Origin of the sequence: Streptomyces sp. NPDC001890, assembly GCF_042891445.1 — a bacterium.
In the GTDB taxonomy this organism is placed as follows: domain Bacteria; phylum Actinomycetota; class Actinomycetes; order Streptomycetales; family Streptomycetaceae; genus Streptomyces.
In genome coordinates, this window is sequence record NZ_JBIATE010000054.1 from 1 (window position 1) to 17242 (window position 17242).

Annotated in this window: 5 protein-coding genes and 1 pseudogene; 1 reads left to right on the top strand and 5 read right to left on the bottom strand. The window is 70.5% G+C overall.

Going from position 1 to position 17242, the window contains the following annotated elements:
• Nucleotides 1-190 precede the first annotated feature (190 nt).
• From ACFYY1_RS41995 to ACFYY1_RS42015, 5 genes are read right to left on the bottom strand one after another with little or no spacing between them, the layout of a single operon-like run.
• Nucleotides 191-2647: an ATP-binding protein gene (locus ACFYY1_RS41995; RefSeq protein ID WP_388595284.1), complete on the bottom strand. Its 2457-nt coding sequence runs from the start codon at nt 2645-2647 to the stop codon at nt 191-193.
• Nucleotides 2644-5925, bottom strand: coding sequence for a hypothetical protein (locus ACFYY1_RS42000; RefSeq protein WP_388595286.1), 3282 nt, complete (start codon nt 5923-5925; stop codon nt 2644-2646). The genes ACFYY1_RS41995 and ACFYY1_RS42000 overlap by 4 nt, the downstream gene beginning before the upstream one ends.
• A gap of 2 nt (nt 5926-5927) precedes the next feature.
• A complete protein-coding gene (locus ACFYY1_RS42005) occupies nt 5928-9590 on the bottom strand; it encodes an AAA domain-containing protein (RefSeq protein WP_388595287.1) in 3663 nt (1220 codons plus the stop codon).
• Complete coding sequence (locus ACFYY1_RS42010) at nt 9565-13692, bottom strand: AAA family ATPase (RefSeq protein WP_388595288.1); 4128 nt, start codon at nt 13690-13692, stop codon at nt 9565-9567. Before ACFYY1_RS42010 ends, ACFYY1_RS42005 begins: the two co-directional genes overlap by 26 nt.
• A 3-nt stretch (nt 13693-13695) precedes the next feature.
• Nucleotides 13696-15087, bottom strand: coding sequence for an esterase/lipase family protein (locus tag ACFYY1_RS42015; protein ID WP_388595290.1), 1392 nt, complete (start codon nt 15085-15087; stop codon nt 13696-13698).
• 447 nt (nt 15088-15534) lie between these two features.
• Here ACFYY1_RS42015 and ACFYY1_RS42020 point away from each other — a divergent pair.
• Nucleotides 15535-16606 (top strand): annotated as a pseudogene (locus tag ACFYY1_RS42020) (IS630 family transposase).
• Nucleotides 16607-17242: the final 636 nt, after the last annotated feature.

Genomic DNA, 17242 nt, shown 5'->3' on the forward strand with positions numbered 1-17242 from the left:
CCACCCCCGCAACTACCTGGCCTTCCTAGGCCTCGCCGCCACCCTCTGCTGCTACAAGCGACTGGTCCGACTCACCACATAGGACACGGTCTAAGTCGCGGCACAGGCCGTGTCCCTCGCAGGTCGTGTCGCATTACGGTTGGAGCTGGCCTTCGGCCCGTGTCGCGCTCCGGAGCGGCATTGTGTTCCTTTACTGACCGGGTTCCCTGCCCGCCCCCGGGAGCAGCAGCTGAAAATGGGCGCCTTGCAGCACGGGGTGGCCCAGGATGCGCGCCCGGACGCTGAGGTCACCGTCGACTTCACGAGCCAGTCGGCGCGCGATGTGCAGACCGTGACCCCGGTCCGGGCCACGGGTGGACTCGCCCTTGCGGAACACCCGGTACTCGGAGCCCTCCGCGTACGGCAGACCCTTCCCGCTGTCCTGGATGTCGACGACGAACTCCGTACTCGCCGGGGTGACCGTCGCCCGGACGATCTGTTCCCCGTTCTCTGCCGCCGCCTCGGCCGCGTTGGTGAGTACCTCGTAGAGGATCGCCCGGAGCCCGGCGGGGGAGACGGCCACCGGGGCGCTGTCCGGGGCGTGGATCTGCAGTGCAACCTCCGGGTAGTAGGCAGTGAACGATTCCCGCATCTCCAGAAGGGTCACGGCGAGATCGCTGTTGCCGTCCACCGAGGCTCCCGACGGAAGCTCACCCGCCGTAGCGGTCAGGGCCCGGGCCGCCGTCAACAGTTCCTCGGCGGGTGTGGCCGGGGACGCGGCCAGCATCTTGTACCTCTGCAGTTCGGGGCGCAGGGCGTGCCGATACAGCCGCCAGTCGTCGGTGCGGAGGATGTCGCCGAGACCGGCCCGGGCGGACGCGGTCTCCTCCGTCAGCTGGAGGAGTGTCTCCTGGAGCTTCCGATCGGCGTCGCCGCCCAGGATGAGCAGGACTCCGCAGCGGTGGAAGCGGACTTCGCCGGCGTCGGCCCCTGCCACCAGCGGCAGCGCCGCCAGCCGGGCCAGGCCCCGCCGGATCTCCGGCTCATGGCCATCGTCGGGCATGTCGTCCCCGGCGACTGACGCGGCGCACAGCAGGATCTCGTCGAGGGTGACCAGCTGCCCCGGAACGGCAGCGGACAGCGCGGCCCAGAAGGCGACCTGGGCGGCCGTCGAGTTGGCGATCGGGGTGAGGGCCGCGTTCTCGACGGTCCGGGCGAACGACGGTTCTCGGGCCCAGTCCCGTACGACGTCGTACGCGCCGCGCTCCGGCCGCGCCGCGGTCCTGGGGAGCGCCAGGAACTCCAGGAACAGATGGAGCAGCGCCAGATCGGGACCGGCCTGGAACGACAGGGCGTCGGCCGTCGTTAGATCGCCCAGCCCGGCAAGATCGACGATCCAGCGCAGGATGTGCCACCGCTCGCCGGGCTCGCTGCCGAGCAGTGCCTCCAGCGAGGCCGCCGAACCTCCGGTGAAGGCGTCGATGGACCACTGCCGCCCCAGCACCCTGAGCAGCTGAACGGGCACCTGCGACCGCAGGGTGACCAGCTCGACGAGATGCCCGAGGTCAAGCACCGCGCAGGCGGTCCGCTCGGGGGAATCGGACGCCTGCAGTGAGCGGCCCACCGCGATGTGGGGCTGGCGCAGGTCGAGATCGGGCCGGTCCTTCGCGTCCGGAGCGGCGACGAAGAGTTCCACACTTCCGGTGGGCCGGAACCGCGCGGTCTCCGCCTCGGCGAACACCCCGGTGATCGTGGTGAGATACCCGCCCTCGATACGGTGCACCGGTGGCGCCGGGTGGTCCTCCGCGCTGAGGAACCGGGCGAGCGCGCGGGCGAACTGGGCGGCTGTCGCCTCGTTGTTGTTGCCGAGCGCGTCAAAGGCCTCCAGCAGCTCCTGACCCCGCTCGTCCACAGGTTTCCAGCGGGCGTAACCCAGGGGCCTGATCAGCGGGTTGAGATGCCACCGAAGGATCTCGGACGGGGGCTCCGCGGCCTGCGTCCAGCCGCGCAGCGGCGGCACGCTCTCCGGGCCCGGGCGCGGTGAGACGCCGTTGGCCAGCAGCAGCTCGACGGCGCGCAGTTGTCCGGCCTCCAGTAGCGCGGCGACAGCACTCATGGCGTCCGTCTCCCCGCCCCGTCCTCCGTCTTGCTCCGCGTCCCGTACGGCCGCTTTCTCGCACCGCTCCCGTAGCTCCGCCCGCTTCTCGTCCAGGGCCTGTTCGAGCGCTGCCTCATCCGCCCGCAGGCGCTCCTCCACCTGTGGCCAGGACCGCGCGCACAACGCGGTGAGCGCGTCCCGCTCCGGTACGACGGCCACATCGGCCGCACTCGCCCGGTCCACGAGATGCTGAACCCGCCCGAGAAGGCTCTGCAGACACTCAGCCCTGCGCCGGCTCAGCCGCGTCCGCAACTCCTCGATCTGGGAAATCTCCAGTGCCTGGCACTCCGCGAGCGCCTCCTCGGCCACCTGGAACTCACCGGCCGAGATCAGCCCCGTACAGGCCCGGTACTCGTCGTTGTCCCCGGCGATGCCCTCAAGACCGGCGAGGGCCAGCTGCTCCAGGGAGGCGGGTGTACCTTCGGAGAGCGCCACCAGTAGGCCCGGGAAACGGAACCGTCCCGGCCATGCTGCGAGGAGTTTACGCAGGGAGTCGTCGGTGTCTGTCATCGGTCGTCTGTCCTCCTTCGGCGCTGCGACCGCTGCCACTGGGCGAGCGGGTCGAGCCGGTCCAGCAGGGCCAGCAGGGGTGAGGCGTACGGGCGGCCGAGGCCGTTGGCGTCGCTGAACAGTGCGTCCCACTTGTCCGCGATCAGTTCCGCCAGCTTCCCGCAGCCGGCCGCCTCCGGGGCTGTCGCGGCGGTGGAGCCCGGCCCGTTCGGCATCGGGGCGATCGACCGGGCCCGGCGCACGATGTCCTCGATGGTCTGCAGGAAGGTCCGCTGGTTGCCCCACTGGATCTCGGGCCGTCTGCCGTCGGCCACGATCTGGTCCAGATGGCGGCGGACATGGACGGGCAGCGAGTCCTGCATCCGCGCGCAGTCCTCGGAACTGCCCGCCGCCGCGGCCCGGATCGCCGTCAGCATTCCGTCCCTGGCGAACAGCTCCCGATGCAGGAACTTGCCAGAGTCGAAGGTGAAGCGATGCAGGCGCTCCATCCGATCGATCCGGTCAACGAGTTCCTCCCACTGCTCGGCCGTCTCGCTAAGCTCCGTCAGCCGCGACAGCTCGGAGGCGAGCAGGACGAGCGGGAGGGGCCCGTTGCCCGATTCCCGGTGACGCCTGGCGGCGTTCGCCAGCTCCTGCCACGACGGTGGCAGCGCTTCCTCGAGGAGTGCGAGTGCGTTGAGCCCGTCCTCGGGAACGGCCCGCAGCAGCGTCTCGGCGAGACCGGCCGCCGCGCCCACTGCCTGCGCAGGCAGCTCGCCGTAGGACAGCTCCAGGGCCGCCTCGGACAGAACCGAGCCCAGTGGACCGGTCTCGATGGCCACGGCCGCCGTGCAGGCCGCCGGGTGTACGGTCCCCCGGGTCCCCTGAAGGAGTCGGCCCAGCAGGGACGCCTCGACGAACGCGCGCCGGTCCCAGGCCTCGGCGACCAGCCAGCCCGCCCAGCGGGACCAGTGCTCGTCCCGGCTCTCCCGCTCCTGGAGCAGCGCGGCCGCGACCACTGGCCGCATGTCCTCCGGACGGACCTTGCTGTGCCACATGTCCAGTACGCCCCAGAGGTCGTCGACCTGGCGGAGCCGTTCGGCGACGATCGCGGCGTACCGCGCGCTGCCCCGCTCGGCGCCGGCGTCGACCAGCAGCGAAAGGGCGACTGCGGTGGCCCCGCTGAGCCGACTGCCCGGCTCGGCGATGGGCTCCGGGGTCTCCGGCTCCGTGTGGAACTCGGCCGGGACGCCGAGTTCGGTGGCGATCGTCGTGGCCGTGGCAGCGCCCCGGACGTGTACACCGACATGGCTGGTGCGCTCCGACGGCCGCAGGGTGCGCCGCCGGTCGCGCAGCGGCGACAGGCTGCCGATGACGGCCTCGTCGTCCCAGATGGCGGCCCGCGCTCCGGCCCGCTCGTCGCGGACCTTCAGACCGCGGCGGATCAGCGCTTTCAGCTCCGGCTGCGCCAGCGTCCTCTCCTGGCCGCGCCCGGCCGGCCGGATCAGCTGGACCGCGACCCCCTGGCCCAGCCGTTCGCCGAGCGCGGCGACGAACCGCTCGTCGGAGGCCTGAGCTTCGGAGCTGTCGTCGGCCAGCACTAGTCGCCGGGTCGCGCTGTGCATGGCCTGCTGCACGAGATCCCGGGGCGCACCGTCCTCCAGGATCTCGACGACAGGGTCGCCCTCGGTGGCGCGGCGCAGGGCCCGGGTCAGCACCGCGTGGTGCTCCGCCCAGCTCTCCGCCCACAGGGCCCGGGCCGCGGGATCCTGGCGGAGCCTGTCGGTGTGTCCCTCCTCCTCGCCCGGAGGCGGTACGGCGGTCACGGGTTCGGCGCGCCGCCGTTCCGGCACGGGCCCGAAGGAGTTGTCCTGGATGAGGATGCGCTGACCGAGCTGCCAGTACGGGAAGGACTTGCGTGCCCAGATCAGCAGATCGGTGACGCACTGCGGGGTGCCGGGCGGCCCGTCCTGCGCGGTGCCCTCGACAAGGATGCCCACTTCTCCCCGGGTGTCCCGGGTGATGTCGACACCGAGCGGGCTGTGGGTGCCGACGAAGGCCCGCTGGTTGTCCTGGACTACCACGCAGGCGGCGGTGCGGGCGCTGCGGTCGGTGAAGAGCACCTTGGAGGGGTGGCGGGCTTCCAGGTCGAAGAGGGCCGTCCTGACCCGGTTGGGCAGGATGTCGCCGTCCCTCCTGCCCCAGAGGAAGACCAGATGCACTCCGCGTTCCAGAGCTCTACGGAGATCCGGCAGCAGCCCGCCGAGCGCCGCGTAGCTGATGTCTGGGGCGGAGAACACCAGCTGGGTCCCGGCGGACTGGATGAGGTCCTTGACCGTCCACTCGTGACCGGCGGCGCGGGCCACGACGACAACGGCGGCCTTGGCCCGGCCCGTCTCGGCGATGCGTGCGGAGAGCCGCCGGGAGAGATCGGCGAGGAACTTCTGCCGCACACCGATGTGGTCGGGCTCGGTATCGGTCAGGGTGCGGACCGCGTCGCCCATTCGCCGCAGCAGGCTGTCGGCACTCTCGGGAGTGATGAGCTGGACGCCGGCCCGGCCGCGCAGCGCCTGGACGAACTTGTGGTCCGGCTGCTGCTCGGCCAGGTCGGCCAGGTGCTGGCGCATCCGCTCGCGGGACCGGGAGTTCCACCCCGGCTGGTCCCGCTCCAGCAGCTGGGCCGACACCCGCCCGGTGTCGTTGTCGAGGAACACCTGTGCCTGCGCGCTCAGCCAGCGCAGTTCGCTGGCCGGGCGCAGCACCGGGCTGCGGAAGCCGACATCGAGGACGTTCTTCCGGAAGCCTCTGCTGCGGCGGTCGTTGCGGATGGCGGTCTGGACGGCGTGCAGCAGTTCGTCGGCGGGCAGGTCGGTTTCGCTGAGGACCTGGTGCAGCGGTACGCGCAGGCTGCCCATGGACGGTCGGCGGGTGCCGTGGTCGGCGGGGAAGACCCGGCCGGTGACCGGTTCGAAGAGGAACTGCCGGTGCTCCTGCTTGGCGGCGCTGTCCCGCAGTGAGCCGCCCGAGGCGATGACCTCACGGGCCCCGTCTGTGAGTTCCAGGGTGCCGTCCTGGAAACCAACCATGATGTGGCCCTTGCGCCACAGGCTGTGCACCACGTCGAGGACGATGCGGCGGGGCAGCGCGAAGAGGTCGGCCTGGTCCTCGACGGTGCTGCGGCCTGCCGCGATGGCCTTCGCGACCAGGTCCTCCAGGGTGGTCAGCCCGTCCTCGGGGCCGAGCAGCAGGGAGAGGGTGACAAGCCTGCAGGGGATGGCGAGTTCGACGTCCTGGGCCATGCTCACTCCCACTCATCGGTGTGGACGACCTTGCCGAACCGCTTCACGGTGTCCGTCACCAGACGCCAGTCCTGGCCGCCGTGCTCGGCGAAGTGTTCCAGACTGCCGACCATGACGAGGAGCCGGCGGGCCCGGGACATCAGCACATTGATCACCTCTGCCTGCCCGACGTGTCCGACGCTTTTCAGAACGTCTCCTCTTCTGGTCGACCTGACGAGCGAGACGACGACCCGTTGCGCCTCGCGCCCCTGGAAGGAGTGGACCGTGTGCACCCGGTTGCGCAGCGACCCGCGCTGATTGAGCAGCGCCACCTGGGCCGCGTACGGAGTGAGGACGGCGAGGCTGCCGGGCGCGTCGGGCAGCGACGGGTCGGACGGGGCCGGGACCATGCCGGTGACGAGCCGGTCCACCAGGTCCACCTCGCCAACGTTGGTCCAGTACCCCTCGTCGGCACAGCCGGGCCGGCCCGTGGTGTCGAGCCACACCAGCGGATGCCCCTCCAGGAACCAGGGCTCCCGGACGCCGTGCGGTGCGTTGGCCGCCTCGTGGGTGGTGAGGAAGCTGTTCGGCAGACCCAGGTCCGGATCCTGCTCGACGGGGTCCTTCGGGTAGAAGGCACGGCTGGCCGGTTCGGCGATGGTCCGGTGCATCCGGAACTGCTTGTCCAGGCTGCCAAGGGGCGGGACCTGCCGGCTCTGGGCGGGCCGCTCCCGCTCGGTGCGGAACAGTTCCCCGAAGAGGCTGAGCACCTTCAAGTAGCTGTCGCGGGCGTCGTAGTGACGCTGGACGTCGGGGTCCGGGTGGCTGTACAGGCTGTGTAGGAAGGCCCGTACGTCGTTCTCCCGGTGGGGGCCTAGCTGCCGGTGGTCGCCGATGAGGGTCCAGCGGACACCGAGCACCAGCGGAGTCACCAGCTCGGTCGGCCAGGCCTTGGCGGCCTCCTCCAGGAGAACCCAGTCGAACAGGTCCGAGGGGTCGCGGACGGTGTCGGTGATGGTGGCGGCCATGGAACAGGTGGCCAGGACGATGTTGGCGCCCGCCTTGATCCGGTCGGAGATCTCCACCTGGTCGGGCACGACACGCTCGAGCCACTCCTGCGCGAGGGCGGCCTCGCTCGGGGTCACATTTGTCCGGGCACCGCCCGCGCCGGGCCCACCGCCCAGCTTCTGCTCGATGTTGCTGACGACCCGCCGGGTCAGCTCCTCCAGGGTGTGTCGGTGCAGCCGCGGGTCGACCTTGTCGATCCCGCCCACCTGGGGCATCTCCCGGAGCATCAGGATCTGTCCCTTGTCGATGCCGTCGCCGAGCTCCTCGGCCAGCCGGATGCCGAGGTTGTCGAGGGCGAAGTTCGACTGGGCGCTGACCAGGATGCGAGCGCCTTTCTCCATCCGGAGATAGCGGCTGACGGCATGTGTGGCGACGGTGGTCTTGCCGGTGCCCGGTGGCCCCTGGAGGGCGTAGAAGGGGTGCAGCGAGAGCATCTCCCGGATCACGCTGGGGGCGTTGCCCTCCAGGCCGCTATCGTCGGCGTCGTTGTAGCGGCCGCGGCCGAGGTCGAAGGAGAGCGGTTCGCGCAGGGCCCGGATGAGACCGGGCAGGTTGCGCAGGGAGTGCCAGGCCCGGGCCTGCCGGCCGAGCTGGATGTCGGAGCCGGAGTCGGTCGAGGGCCGCAGCCAGCCCGACTCAGGGATCCGCCCACCGCCGATCCGGCGCACCTCGACCGAGTGCGCGTCGAGCCGCCGCAGCACTCTGACCTGGATACGGTCTCTGCCGAAATGCGGCCGGTCGGGTGTCCCCACCACGTCCAGCTTGATGAAATCCTCGTCGTCGGAGCCGAGATCGGCGACGAAGTCACCGAGATGCGGACGGCGGCCGGGATCCATGGTGTACGCGGTGAGCAGCGCGTTGCGGTGCTTGCGTTCGTCGTCGCGCTGCTGGTCGTACATCAGGACGCTGGTGCCCTGCGGGGTGTCGCCGGCCGGTGCGTCTTCCGCTGCCCGCTCGGTCCGGATGAACGGGTACTTCCGGGCGTTGAGTTCGATTGCCTGGTAGTCGATGAGGAAGTCGAGGGCCTTGAGGAACTCCTCGTCCTTTGGGTCCTTGCTCCGCGCCCCGACCGACACCGACTCGGTGAGCCGGGTCCACGACGGGCGGCCGGTGCGGTGGTGGGACATGTCCTGCCCGGTCCGGTAGGCCACGAGGTCGATCCGGGACAGGCGGCGCCGTGGATGCGCGTTGACGAGTTCCTGGGCGTAGTCGCGGTCCCGGAGGTACTTGATGACCAGCATGTCGTCGCAGACCCGCTGACGGTCGCGGTACGTTGGGCTCTCGATGAAATACGCGCAGAACCAGACCGCGCTCTCGCCGATCAGGACCCACTCCGCCTCCCGCAGCGTCTCCTCACGGGCGCCCGTCGCGTAGCCGAAAGCGCCGTTGGGAGAACGGACCAGTTCCGCCTGGCGCAGCTCCTTCTCGAAGAAGGCCTTCAGCTCCTCGCGGCCCGCGGCGTCGTCAGGGCTGCGGGAGATCCAGTTGCGCTGTTTGTAGATCGTCTCGACGGACTCGTCCGGCATGAAGGCGACGAGATGGGGGAGTTGGTTCTCTTCCTTGTCCTCCCAGACGCCGCAGACCGCCTCCCAGTCCTGCTCGATGCGGCGGGCCGCCTCGTACGAGGTGATGCGTGACTTGGAGGTCGACTCCAGCATGCTGCGGAGCACCCGGGTGAGCGCGCCGGGGAGTTCGGACCGGTTGGCCAGGTGGGTGCGCATTGCCCGATGTAGCTTGTTTAGGGCCGTGCGCAGCCCGGTGTCGTTGGATGCGGCGACGGCCGCGTACTCGACGGGGACACAGCTGTGAATCGGCCCGCAGAACAGCTCGAACCCGAGGACGCCGAGCCCGAACACGTCCGTCGTGTCCCAGTCGCGCCGGGACGAGGGGGCTCCCTCGAAGAGGGAGGGGTGGGTCTCGGGAGCCAGGTAGGCGAGATGACGAGCCTGCTCGACGTTCTCGGGAGGCGTCAGATAGAGCTGCCGGATGCTCTGCTGAGCCTCGTCGGCCTGGGTGGAACTGCCCATGGCGCGCAGCAGATTGCCGATGAGCGTGCTCATCTCGAAGCGTTCCAGGCTCAGCGCCAGGTGCTCGGCGGCGTCACTGTGGGGCGGTGTGTGGACCCGCAGCGCGCCGAGGGTGAGATTGCGGTGCAGGATCCCGGAGCCGTGCAACTGGCTGAGGGCGTCGACGAGCACACTGAACTGCTCGAAAGCGGCGATCCGGTTTTCCTGGGCCCACGAGACGGCCCAGTCGATGTCCAGTGGGCTGCCGTTCTCCTTGGTCATCGTGAACGCGATGCTCTCGGTCGCGTCGAAGCTGCCGTCGGTGATCTCGGGCAGGGCTGGGTGGTTGAGCGCCTGGAGTCGCAGCAGACTGCGGACCTCGTGCTCCCACAGCTCGCCCGCGAATTTGTGGATGTCGGCGAAGAGCGACATCTCGAAGGTTTCGTACTCGTCGCCGGGGGTCTGCATACGGACGCGCATCAGCCGGTCCTGCAGCACCACGACCGGTTCGGAGATCCTCTTGTACGGACCGTACGAGGCCGTGGCCTTGCGGCAGAACAGCCTGTCGACCAGTTCGGCGTACCTGTCAGTGTCCTTTCCTGCTCCGGACATCACGGCCCCCTTCCGTCTGTCCTGTCAGCAGCCAGGACTCCATGCGTATGACGAGCAGTCCCTCGTCGGTTCCGATTGCGATCCGGCCGTCGCCGAGCGCGGCGAGGCTGCGGCACTGGATCTCCAGCGAGAGCGTGTACAGCGGTGTCCGGCGTCCCGCCGGATCGGGGTCCCAGAAGCGCACGGTCCGGTCGTCGCCGTCGCCGCAGGAGGCGAGTAGGAGCCGCCCGTCCGGTGCGGTGAACTCCACGACGTCGGTGACCCAGTCCTGGTGGCCGGTCAGCAGCCCGCCGTACGGGCGGCCGGTGGCCTCCACCGTGAGCTGGATGTCCTCGCTCCTGCGGTACGTGGCGCGCAGCGGCAGCCCGCCTGGTCCGCTCAGCCGGGTCGTGCCGGTCGGCGGCCCCGCCGGGTGGTGGCCCTGAGGCACGGCCGTGGGCTCACCGGTGGTGACGTCGAAGGCGGCGAGGCGGCCCCCGTAGTCCTCGGCGAGCAGCAGCGTGGCGCCGTCGGGCCCGCCGGTGGTGGACAGTCGTTCGATCCGGTCCGCGGACGGATCGGCGTCGGTGGCCGTGACAGCGGCGTTGGCGGCGGTCGCCGTGGCGGACCGCGGGCCGGGGATCGTTCCGGGCTCCTGCGGGAGGTACGGGTTCCAGACGCTGACAGTGCCGTCGTCCGCCGCGGATGCCAGGAGGGTGTCGCCAGCCGGGCCCTCGAAGGCGGTGATGGCGAGGCCCTGGGCACAGCGGGCGTGCGGGCCGGGTGCGAGCGGGGCGCGGTCCGTGAGAGCCTCCGCCCGCCCAGTGAGCGCGTCCCATACGCGGGCTGCTCCGCTCCGCGCGACGGCGGCCAGCAGCGGGCGGCAGCCGTCGGCAGCGGCGAGTACGGTGAGGGCGTTCACGGGGCCGTCCGAGCGGAACTCGGTGACCGGCTCTCCGGAGACGGGCTCCCACACCTGTACTCCGCCGTCGTCCCAGCCCCCGGCCAGCAACGTGCCGCCGCCATCGGGCCGATTGAAGGCCGCCACGGCTCGCGCCGTCGCGTCGGCCCGTCGCACGAGTGGGCCCACCCTTTGACCGGTGCGCGCGTCCCAGACCCGTACCCCGTCACCGGCCGCGCTCGCCAGCAGGGTGCCGCCGCCGTTCTGAAAGGTAGTCAAGGCCCGGACTGGTCCGCTGTCGTGGCTCCGGAACCAGGGCCTTCTTACCTGCCCGGTCATCGGGTCGAGGAAACGGATCCCGCCGCCGTACTCCCCGACGGCCACCAGGGGCACGGCGGCGGAGCCGCCCGAGTCCTGCGAGCCGTGCGAACAGACCAAGTCGCCGGCGCCCGCCGGTAGCAGGCAACCGTGCAGCGTGTGCGGCCACATCCCGTTCTCAGCCACCCGGCAGAGCCGTGGCCGCCCCGAGGACACGTCCCAGATCCGGATGCGCTTGTCATGGCCGGAGGTCGCCAGCAGGGTGGTGCCGGGAATCGAGGTCACCGCCGTCACCGGGCCCTTGGCGAACGGCTCGGCCGCCGCGGCGGCGTACCCGCGTGCCGGGTCCCAGACCTGGAGGCCACCGCTGTCGTCGACCCCGGCGAGCAGCGTGCTCCCGCCCGGTCCCGTCACTGGTGTGAGGGAGCGGACCGGCAGCGGCCGGCGGGCCAGGGTGAGCCGCGGCGGGCGTGGCCGCAGCCGGGCCCAGCACACCTGCCAGCCCGCGCCCCGGCCGGCGTTGGCCGGCTCCTCACGTATGGGCGCGACTCCGGCCGCACGGGCCGTACCGAACTGCCGTAGTCCCACCCGGTCGGCCGGTCCGCAGCGCCGCAACAGATGGGCCGCGTCCAGTACGCCGAGGACGGAGGGCGGCAGCCCGCGCGACTCGCCCACCGCGCGCAGCACATCGGTGGCGACGGCCTTCACCGACAGTCTGTCGAGCACGCTGGGGCGGCCAGCCAGCGCGGTCCATCCCAGTATCCCGGCTGCCGCGGCGTGGCTGGACAGATGCCGGGCCAGATAGGGGTTGAGCGGTTGCCCGGGGCCCTCGTCCGCCAGCCGTACGAGTCCCTCCGCGACCCGGCGTTGGCGCTCGCCCACGTCGCTCGTGCCGTACGCCGCGCTGCCGTGCGCTCCGGTGAAGTGCTCCGCGAACGTGCGGTGGGCGAGGCGGTGGACGCTCTGGCCGTCCTCGCCGTCGAGCATGATGTACGGAGCTGCGGCCTTAAGGATCTCGTCGATGTCGTCGGAGGAGACCGTCTGCTGCCCGGTGCAGCCGAGGGCGGCGGCCGTGGTGGCCCAGATCCGGTCCGCCCGGGGCAGCCCCCTGCCCTGCGTATGGGCGAGAGCTTCCAGCAGCTGGCCCGCCCGCGCGTGGCGTGCGCTGAGGCGCCGGACGGCGGTGGAGAAAAGGGACCGGTGATCGCCCCTCAGGAGTACGGCGAGTTCACGGGCGCGGTCTGCGAGCAGAAGGCCGGGGTCGGCAAGGATCTCGTGCACGGCGAGCCCCGCGTACAGGAAGTCCCGGTCCTGCGTGTTGTCGGTCGTGTCGCCCTCCGTGCCGCCCACAATCAATGCGCAGGCGCGGCGTACGGCGTCCGGGAAGGTCTCCGGCCGGCCGGGGTAGGAGGCACGTGCCTGTTCCAGGCTCCTGGCGACGTAGCCGTCCAGGGCCTGCGCGTCGCGTCGTAACCAGTGCACGGAGACATGGTCCTCGGCCGCTCCGAGGGCGTCGAGTAGGTCGTGGTCGGCGCTCGGGGCGCGGTCCAGCGCTTCATACAGCGAAGGGCGCGCCCCGACGACCAGCCGGATGTTCGGGAGCGTGCCGAGCTCGCGCAGCAGCTCGGCGAGCAGCGGCGGCTCCTGCGCCTCGTCGAGGGCATCGACCAGCAGGGTGTACGGGCGCTTGTGGTGGGTGGGACCTGAACGCAACGCGGCGATCAGGTCGTTGAACTCGTCGACGGGGGGCCGGACGTCCGGGCGCAGCTGCGCCCCCAGGGCTGCCGCGAGCCGGGCGGTGACGTCGTGGGCGGTGGCCCCGGTCAGGTGGAGTGTGAGGTCGAAGGCGGGCAGTTCCGGGTTCATGTCAATCGGGTCGGCCGCGAGACCGGTCCGGGAGAGCAGCGGCAGCAGCTTGCCGAGCCGTGCGTTCGCGTGCAGCAGGACGTTGCCGAGTAGTGCGGACTTGCCGCACCCGGCGCGCCCGGTGACGATGAGGAGCCCCGAGCGGTGTTCCGCGAGCCAATCGGCGATCGCCGCGCGGTCTTCCGTACGCCCGGCGAAACCCCAGGACACCTCGCCGAACTCCGAGCCGAGCCCCTTGCGGGCGAAGTGGGCGCGGTCGGCCTCCGGCAGCGCGTTGACCGCCTCCCGCAGCCGGGCGTGGATCTCCACCGAGGCGGTGACCGGGAATGCGGTGCGGCGGCGCAGCGGTGGCAGACTGCCCAGGTTGAGCTGGGCGACGAAGAGCGTACGGGTCTCGTCGAGGCGCGTGCCCAAGTCATGGAGAGGGATCACCGTGTCGTGATCGCTGTAGCTGTGGGTGAGGACGTGCTCCAAAGTCCGCCGGAAGGTTCCCAGGTGTCCCTCGCCCTCGTCCCGTCCGGAGCCGACGAGCAGCAGGCCACGGGTCGCCGACTCCTCGCCGTCCGACAGACACGACAGTGCCTTCCTCACGAACAGGCCGGCGCCGCACGCTTCGACGACGACGATGTCCCACAGGCCGTCGGAGGAGCGCTGCCGACGCGCCTCGGCGACGTGGATGGCGAACGCTTCGGGGGGGAGCTCGGCGTCGTCCGTGTCCGGGTCGTGTCCCCTGACGTACAGGGCGGCCTTCCTGCCGTTCGACCAGCCGTGACCGACCCACAGCAGAAGGGAGTTGCGGAGTTCGACGGGTGTGGACCACCCTCTCAGCCGCGTGAAGACCCGGCCCAGGTCGCGCTCCTTGGGCTTCACCTCCCAGGGAACGAGAGCGCCGCCGAGCGGTTCGAGGATCGCGCCGATCGCGCAGGCCTCCTCGTCGGCAGCGACTTTCTCCTCGCTCAGGTACTCGCCGAGCGGCACGGTGTAGACGTCGAAGCCCTGCGCGCCGGGCTTCGCGCCCGTTTCCTCCCCCTCGTGCATGGATCAGCTGCCGAGGTCCGGGTCCTCGGTTGCGGCCAGGACGAGCCGGGTGACCGGTTCGCTGCCGCCGGACACCTTGATCCGGTACAGGCCGGGTTCCCGCAGCCGGGACCGGGCCCGCAGCGCACCGGACGCGTCGCGACGCGGTGGCAGTTGCGGGCTCGCGACGACCCGGTCGGCGTCGCCGCTGTCCTGGACCACGCAGCTCATCCGGCGGGGATTGTCCTCGCCGGTCACGGTGATCTCGAACTCCTCACCCACGGTGACCAGATCGGGCACCTCCAGCCCGGTCTCACCATGCCCGAGCCGCTGTCCGAGGTCCTCCAGCCGGCGCAGCCCGGTCAGTAGTCCGCGCGCCAGGTCGATCGCACCGCCGCAGGTGGCCAGGGCGCCGTGCTGCTGGGCGAGGGCGACCTCCTCGACACCGCCCGCGTGTCCGGCGTACCGGTAGACGGTGCCGTCGCCCCCGAGGTCCTCCGCGCAGGGCCGCCCGATCTCGTCCCGCCGGATCTCGTCGTCGTCGCGCCGCTCGAACACATACGCCTGAGGTGTGACGACCCCGGAGTCCAGCCGCAGGCTCTGCATGGTGTGCTGGGCGATCCCCACGGCCATCCGGTGGCCCGGGAGCGGCGCGCCCCTGAGCGCCCTGAGACGGTCGAGGGAGTGCGCGGCGAGTTCGGGGTCGCCGCCGAGGTCCGCCACGTCGGCGGGGGTCAGCGGGACCATGTCGTCGGCGGTCTCGACACAGCGGTAGGCGGGGAGTAGGTCGTGCAGCCCGGGGAGGGTACGGGCGAGGTCGCGCAGCTGCCGGTGGGGCAGCGGCACGGGCGCCCCGCGGCCGGAGTTGAGGATTGCCGCGGCCTTCACCGCGCCGTGGAACGGGGTCCCGAGGGTGAGTGTGGCGCGTACGCGCTCGACCGCCCCGGGGATCCGGGCCAGCTCGCGGACCAGCAGTCCGCCCATGGAGTGGGCGATGAGGACCACTTCGGCCGGCCGCCCGTCGGGGTCATGGTGCCGGGCCGCCTCGTATGCGGGATGCGCGGTCCAGGCCGTCAGATGCCGGTCGACGGCCTCGGCCAGCCGGCGGGCGTTGTAGGCGACCGGGAGCCGCCAGTCGTACGGGAACTCGCAGATCGCGGCTGGGTCGGCGACGGCTGGCGTGAGCCCCCTCACCAGGCTGGTGTACGGCTCCACACCGCCCAGCAGCGGAGACCAGGAGGCGAACTTGAGCAGCCGCCGTGCGGTGACCCGCCCGACCTTCCCGGCCCGCTCGTCCTCCGTGACGGCCAGCTCCGCCATCCCGCTCTTGTGGTGCCAGCGCACGGCGTACGCGAGCGCCTGCCTCATCCCCCACAGGACGCGACCTGTGTCGGCCTCGACGAGTTCACTTCCCATGATTCCAGGGATGATCACCACCGCATCGTGCGTCACTGCACGCCTGACAGCAGGAGGGTTTATGGGATCTAAGTGCTCCATGAGCAGCAAGCATACGGCGAAACACCTAGCCTCTGCGGGGAGTTCGGCGCTTTGCGCAGCGCAGGTTCTGGCGCCGTTACCAGGGGGCCGGGCCAGCCACATCGAAGGAGCCGCCGGACGGGCCGTCGGCGCGGCTGGTGGCCATACGGAGACAGGAGCGGGGTGACCATGGTGATCCCCTGTTTGCGGATAGCGGTGATCCGGTCGGCCGAGGGGCAGCCAGCATCGAGGTAGTGCTCGGTGGGCTTGAGGTTGTGCTCGGCTAGTGATCTGGTTGTGAGTTGATCGGGCACCACGTGAGTTGCTTTCCGTACCGATTCGCCGGTTTGGCTGACGTGTGCCCGTTGGTTTTGGTCTGCTGTGGTTGTGGGTGACAGCAGGCTGGAGCCGCTGTTCCTGAGTGAGACCGAGCGGCAGGTGTTGGGCAACTGGGTCAGGCGCCGGACGACCGCGCAGGGTGTGGCCCTGCGGGCGCGGATCGTGTTGGCGTGTGCGGAGGGCGGGCCGAACCTGGCGGTCGCGGCCCGGCTGGGCGTGAACCGGGGCACGGCCGCCAAGTGGCGGGCCCGGTTCCTGCGGGATCGGCTGGACGGGCTCGCGGACGAACCGCGGCCCGGGGTCCCGCGGACCATCACCGACTCCCAGGTCGAAGAGGTCGTGGTCCGCACCCTGGAGGAGACACCTCCGGGCGGAACGCACTGGTCCAAGCGGGAGCCGGCCAAGGTCGTGGGCATCTCGCCAGCGAGTGTGCTGCGGATCCGGCACGCCTTCGGCCTGCAGCCATGGCGGACCGAGACGTTCAAAATCTCCCCGGACCCGTTCCTGATCGACAAGATCCGTGACTCGTCGGCCTCTACCTGGCCCCGCCGGCCAACGCGGTGGTGTTCGCGGTGGACGAGAAACTGCAGATCCAGGCCCTGGAACGGACGGCGCCGCTGCTGCCCGTGATCCCGGGAGTGCCCGAGCGGCGGAGTTTCGACTACGTCCGGCACGGTACCGTCGACCTGTTCGCCACCCTGGACACCGCGACCGGCAAGGTGATCACGAAGCTGTCCTCGCAGCACCGGGCGGTGGACTTCCGCGACTTCCTCAACGAGATCGACCGCCAGACCGAGCCCGGTCTGGCGGTTCACGTGATCTGCGACAACCTCTCCGCCCACAAAGCACCGGTGGTGCACAAGTGGCTGCTGGCGCACCGCCGCTTCCAGCTCCACTCCACCCGACCTGCTCCTCGTGGATCAACCAGGTCGAGCGATGGTTCGCCGAACTGGAACGGAGCTGCCTGCAACGCGGAGTGTTCTGCTCGCTCGACGACCTCAAGACCGCACTCGAGAACTGGATCAAGGTCTGGAACGACGACGCCCGGCCCTTCAAATGGACCAAGACCGCCGACCAGATCTGCCGCTACTGCTCACGCATCACCGAACCAGATCACTAGGCACTATTGGACGGGGGAGGCCACCCTCACGTCCGGCACGGTCGCGTCGGTGGTGTGTACGTCCGTACTTTCTCATTTCACCTGCTCCGTGGGCGTCAGCCCGCCACCCTGCGCGCACGGCATGCAAACGTCCTACCGCAGTGATCACAACCCGTCACCACGCACCGGACACCGCGGATTCGACCTATGTACCTCCAGTCTGCCACCGCCATCGTTCTTCTCCTTCCCAGGGAGATGGCGCGGCTGTCACAGTCGACACTTCGAAGGCTTGCCAGGAACACGAATCCAGGCTGTGAACTACCGGCTAAAGGTCGTCCTGTTCTGTTCGCGAACTTGAGCAAGGTAGTTGCGACGTCTTGTCCAGCATGCTCTGAATCTCCCCAGTGGCGGCCGAAGTCGTAATCACTCCCTCCACCCGTCGGCCTCAACTGCACGAGCCGAAGGGGGCGGTGCTGCTGGAAGGGGACAGTTGGTGGACGTTGTGATGGGTTGCCGCCTGCTTGCGCAGATGCTCGATCTCGTCGTGTTGGGCGGCTAGGCCCAATACCGGTGACTTTGGTGGCAGTGGGTCGTTGGTTGTGGTGTGCCGAGGCCTGGACAGGTGAAGTCGTCGAGCGAGCGTTTGTCGGACCGGAT

Bases quoted from the DNA above. Each gene is read 5' to 3' on its own strand.
- ACFYY1_RS42000 (WP_388595286.1), bottom strand. From the start codon at position 5,925: ATGGCCCAGGACGTCGAACTCGCCATCCCCTGCAGGCTTGTCACCCTC.
- ACFYY1_RS41995 (WP_388595284.1), bottom strand. From the start codon at position 2,647: ATGACAGACACCGACGACTCCCTGCGTAAACTCCTCGCAGCATGGCCG.
- ACFYY1_RS42010 (WP_388595288.1), bottom strand. From the start codon at position 13,692: ATGCACGAGGGGGAGGAAACGGGCGCGAAGCCCGGCGCGCAGGGCTTC.
- ACFYY1_RS42015 (WP_388595290.1), bottom strand. From the start codon at position 15,087: ATGGGAAGTGAACTCGTCGAGGCCGACACAGGTCGCGTCCTGTGGGGG.
- ACFYY1_RS42005 (WP_388595287.1), bottom strand. From the start codon at position 9,590: ATGTCCGGAGCAGGAAAGGACACTGACAGGTACGCCGAACTGGTCGAC.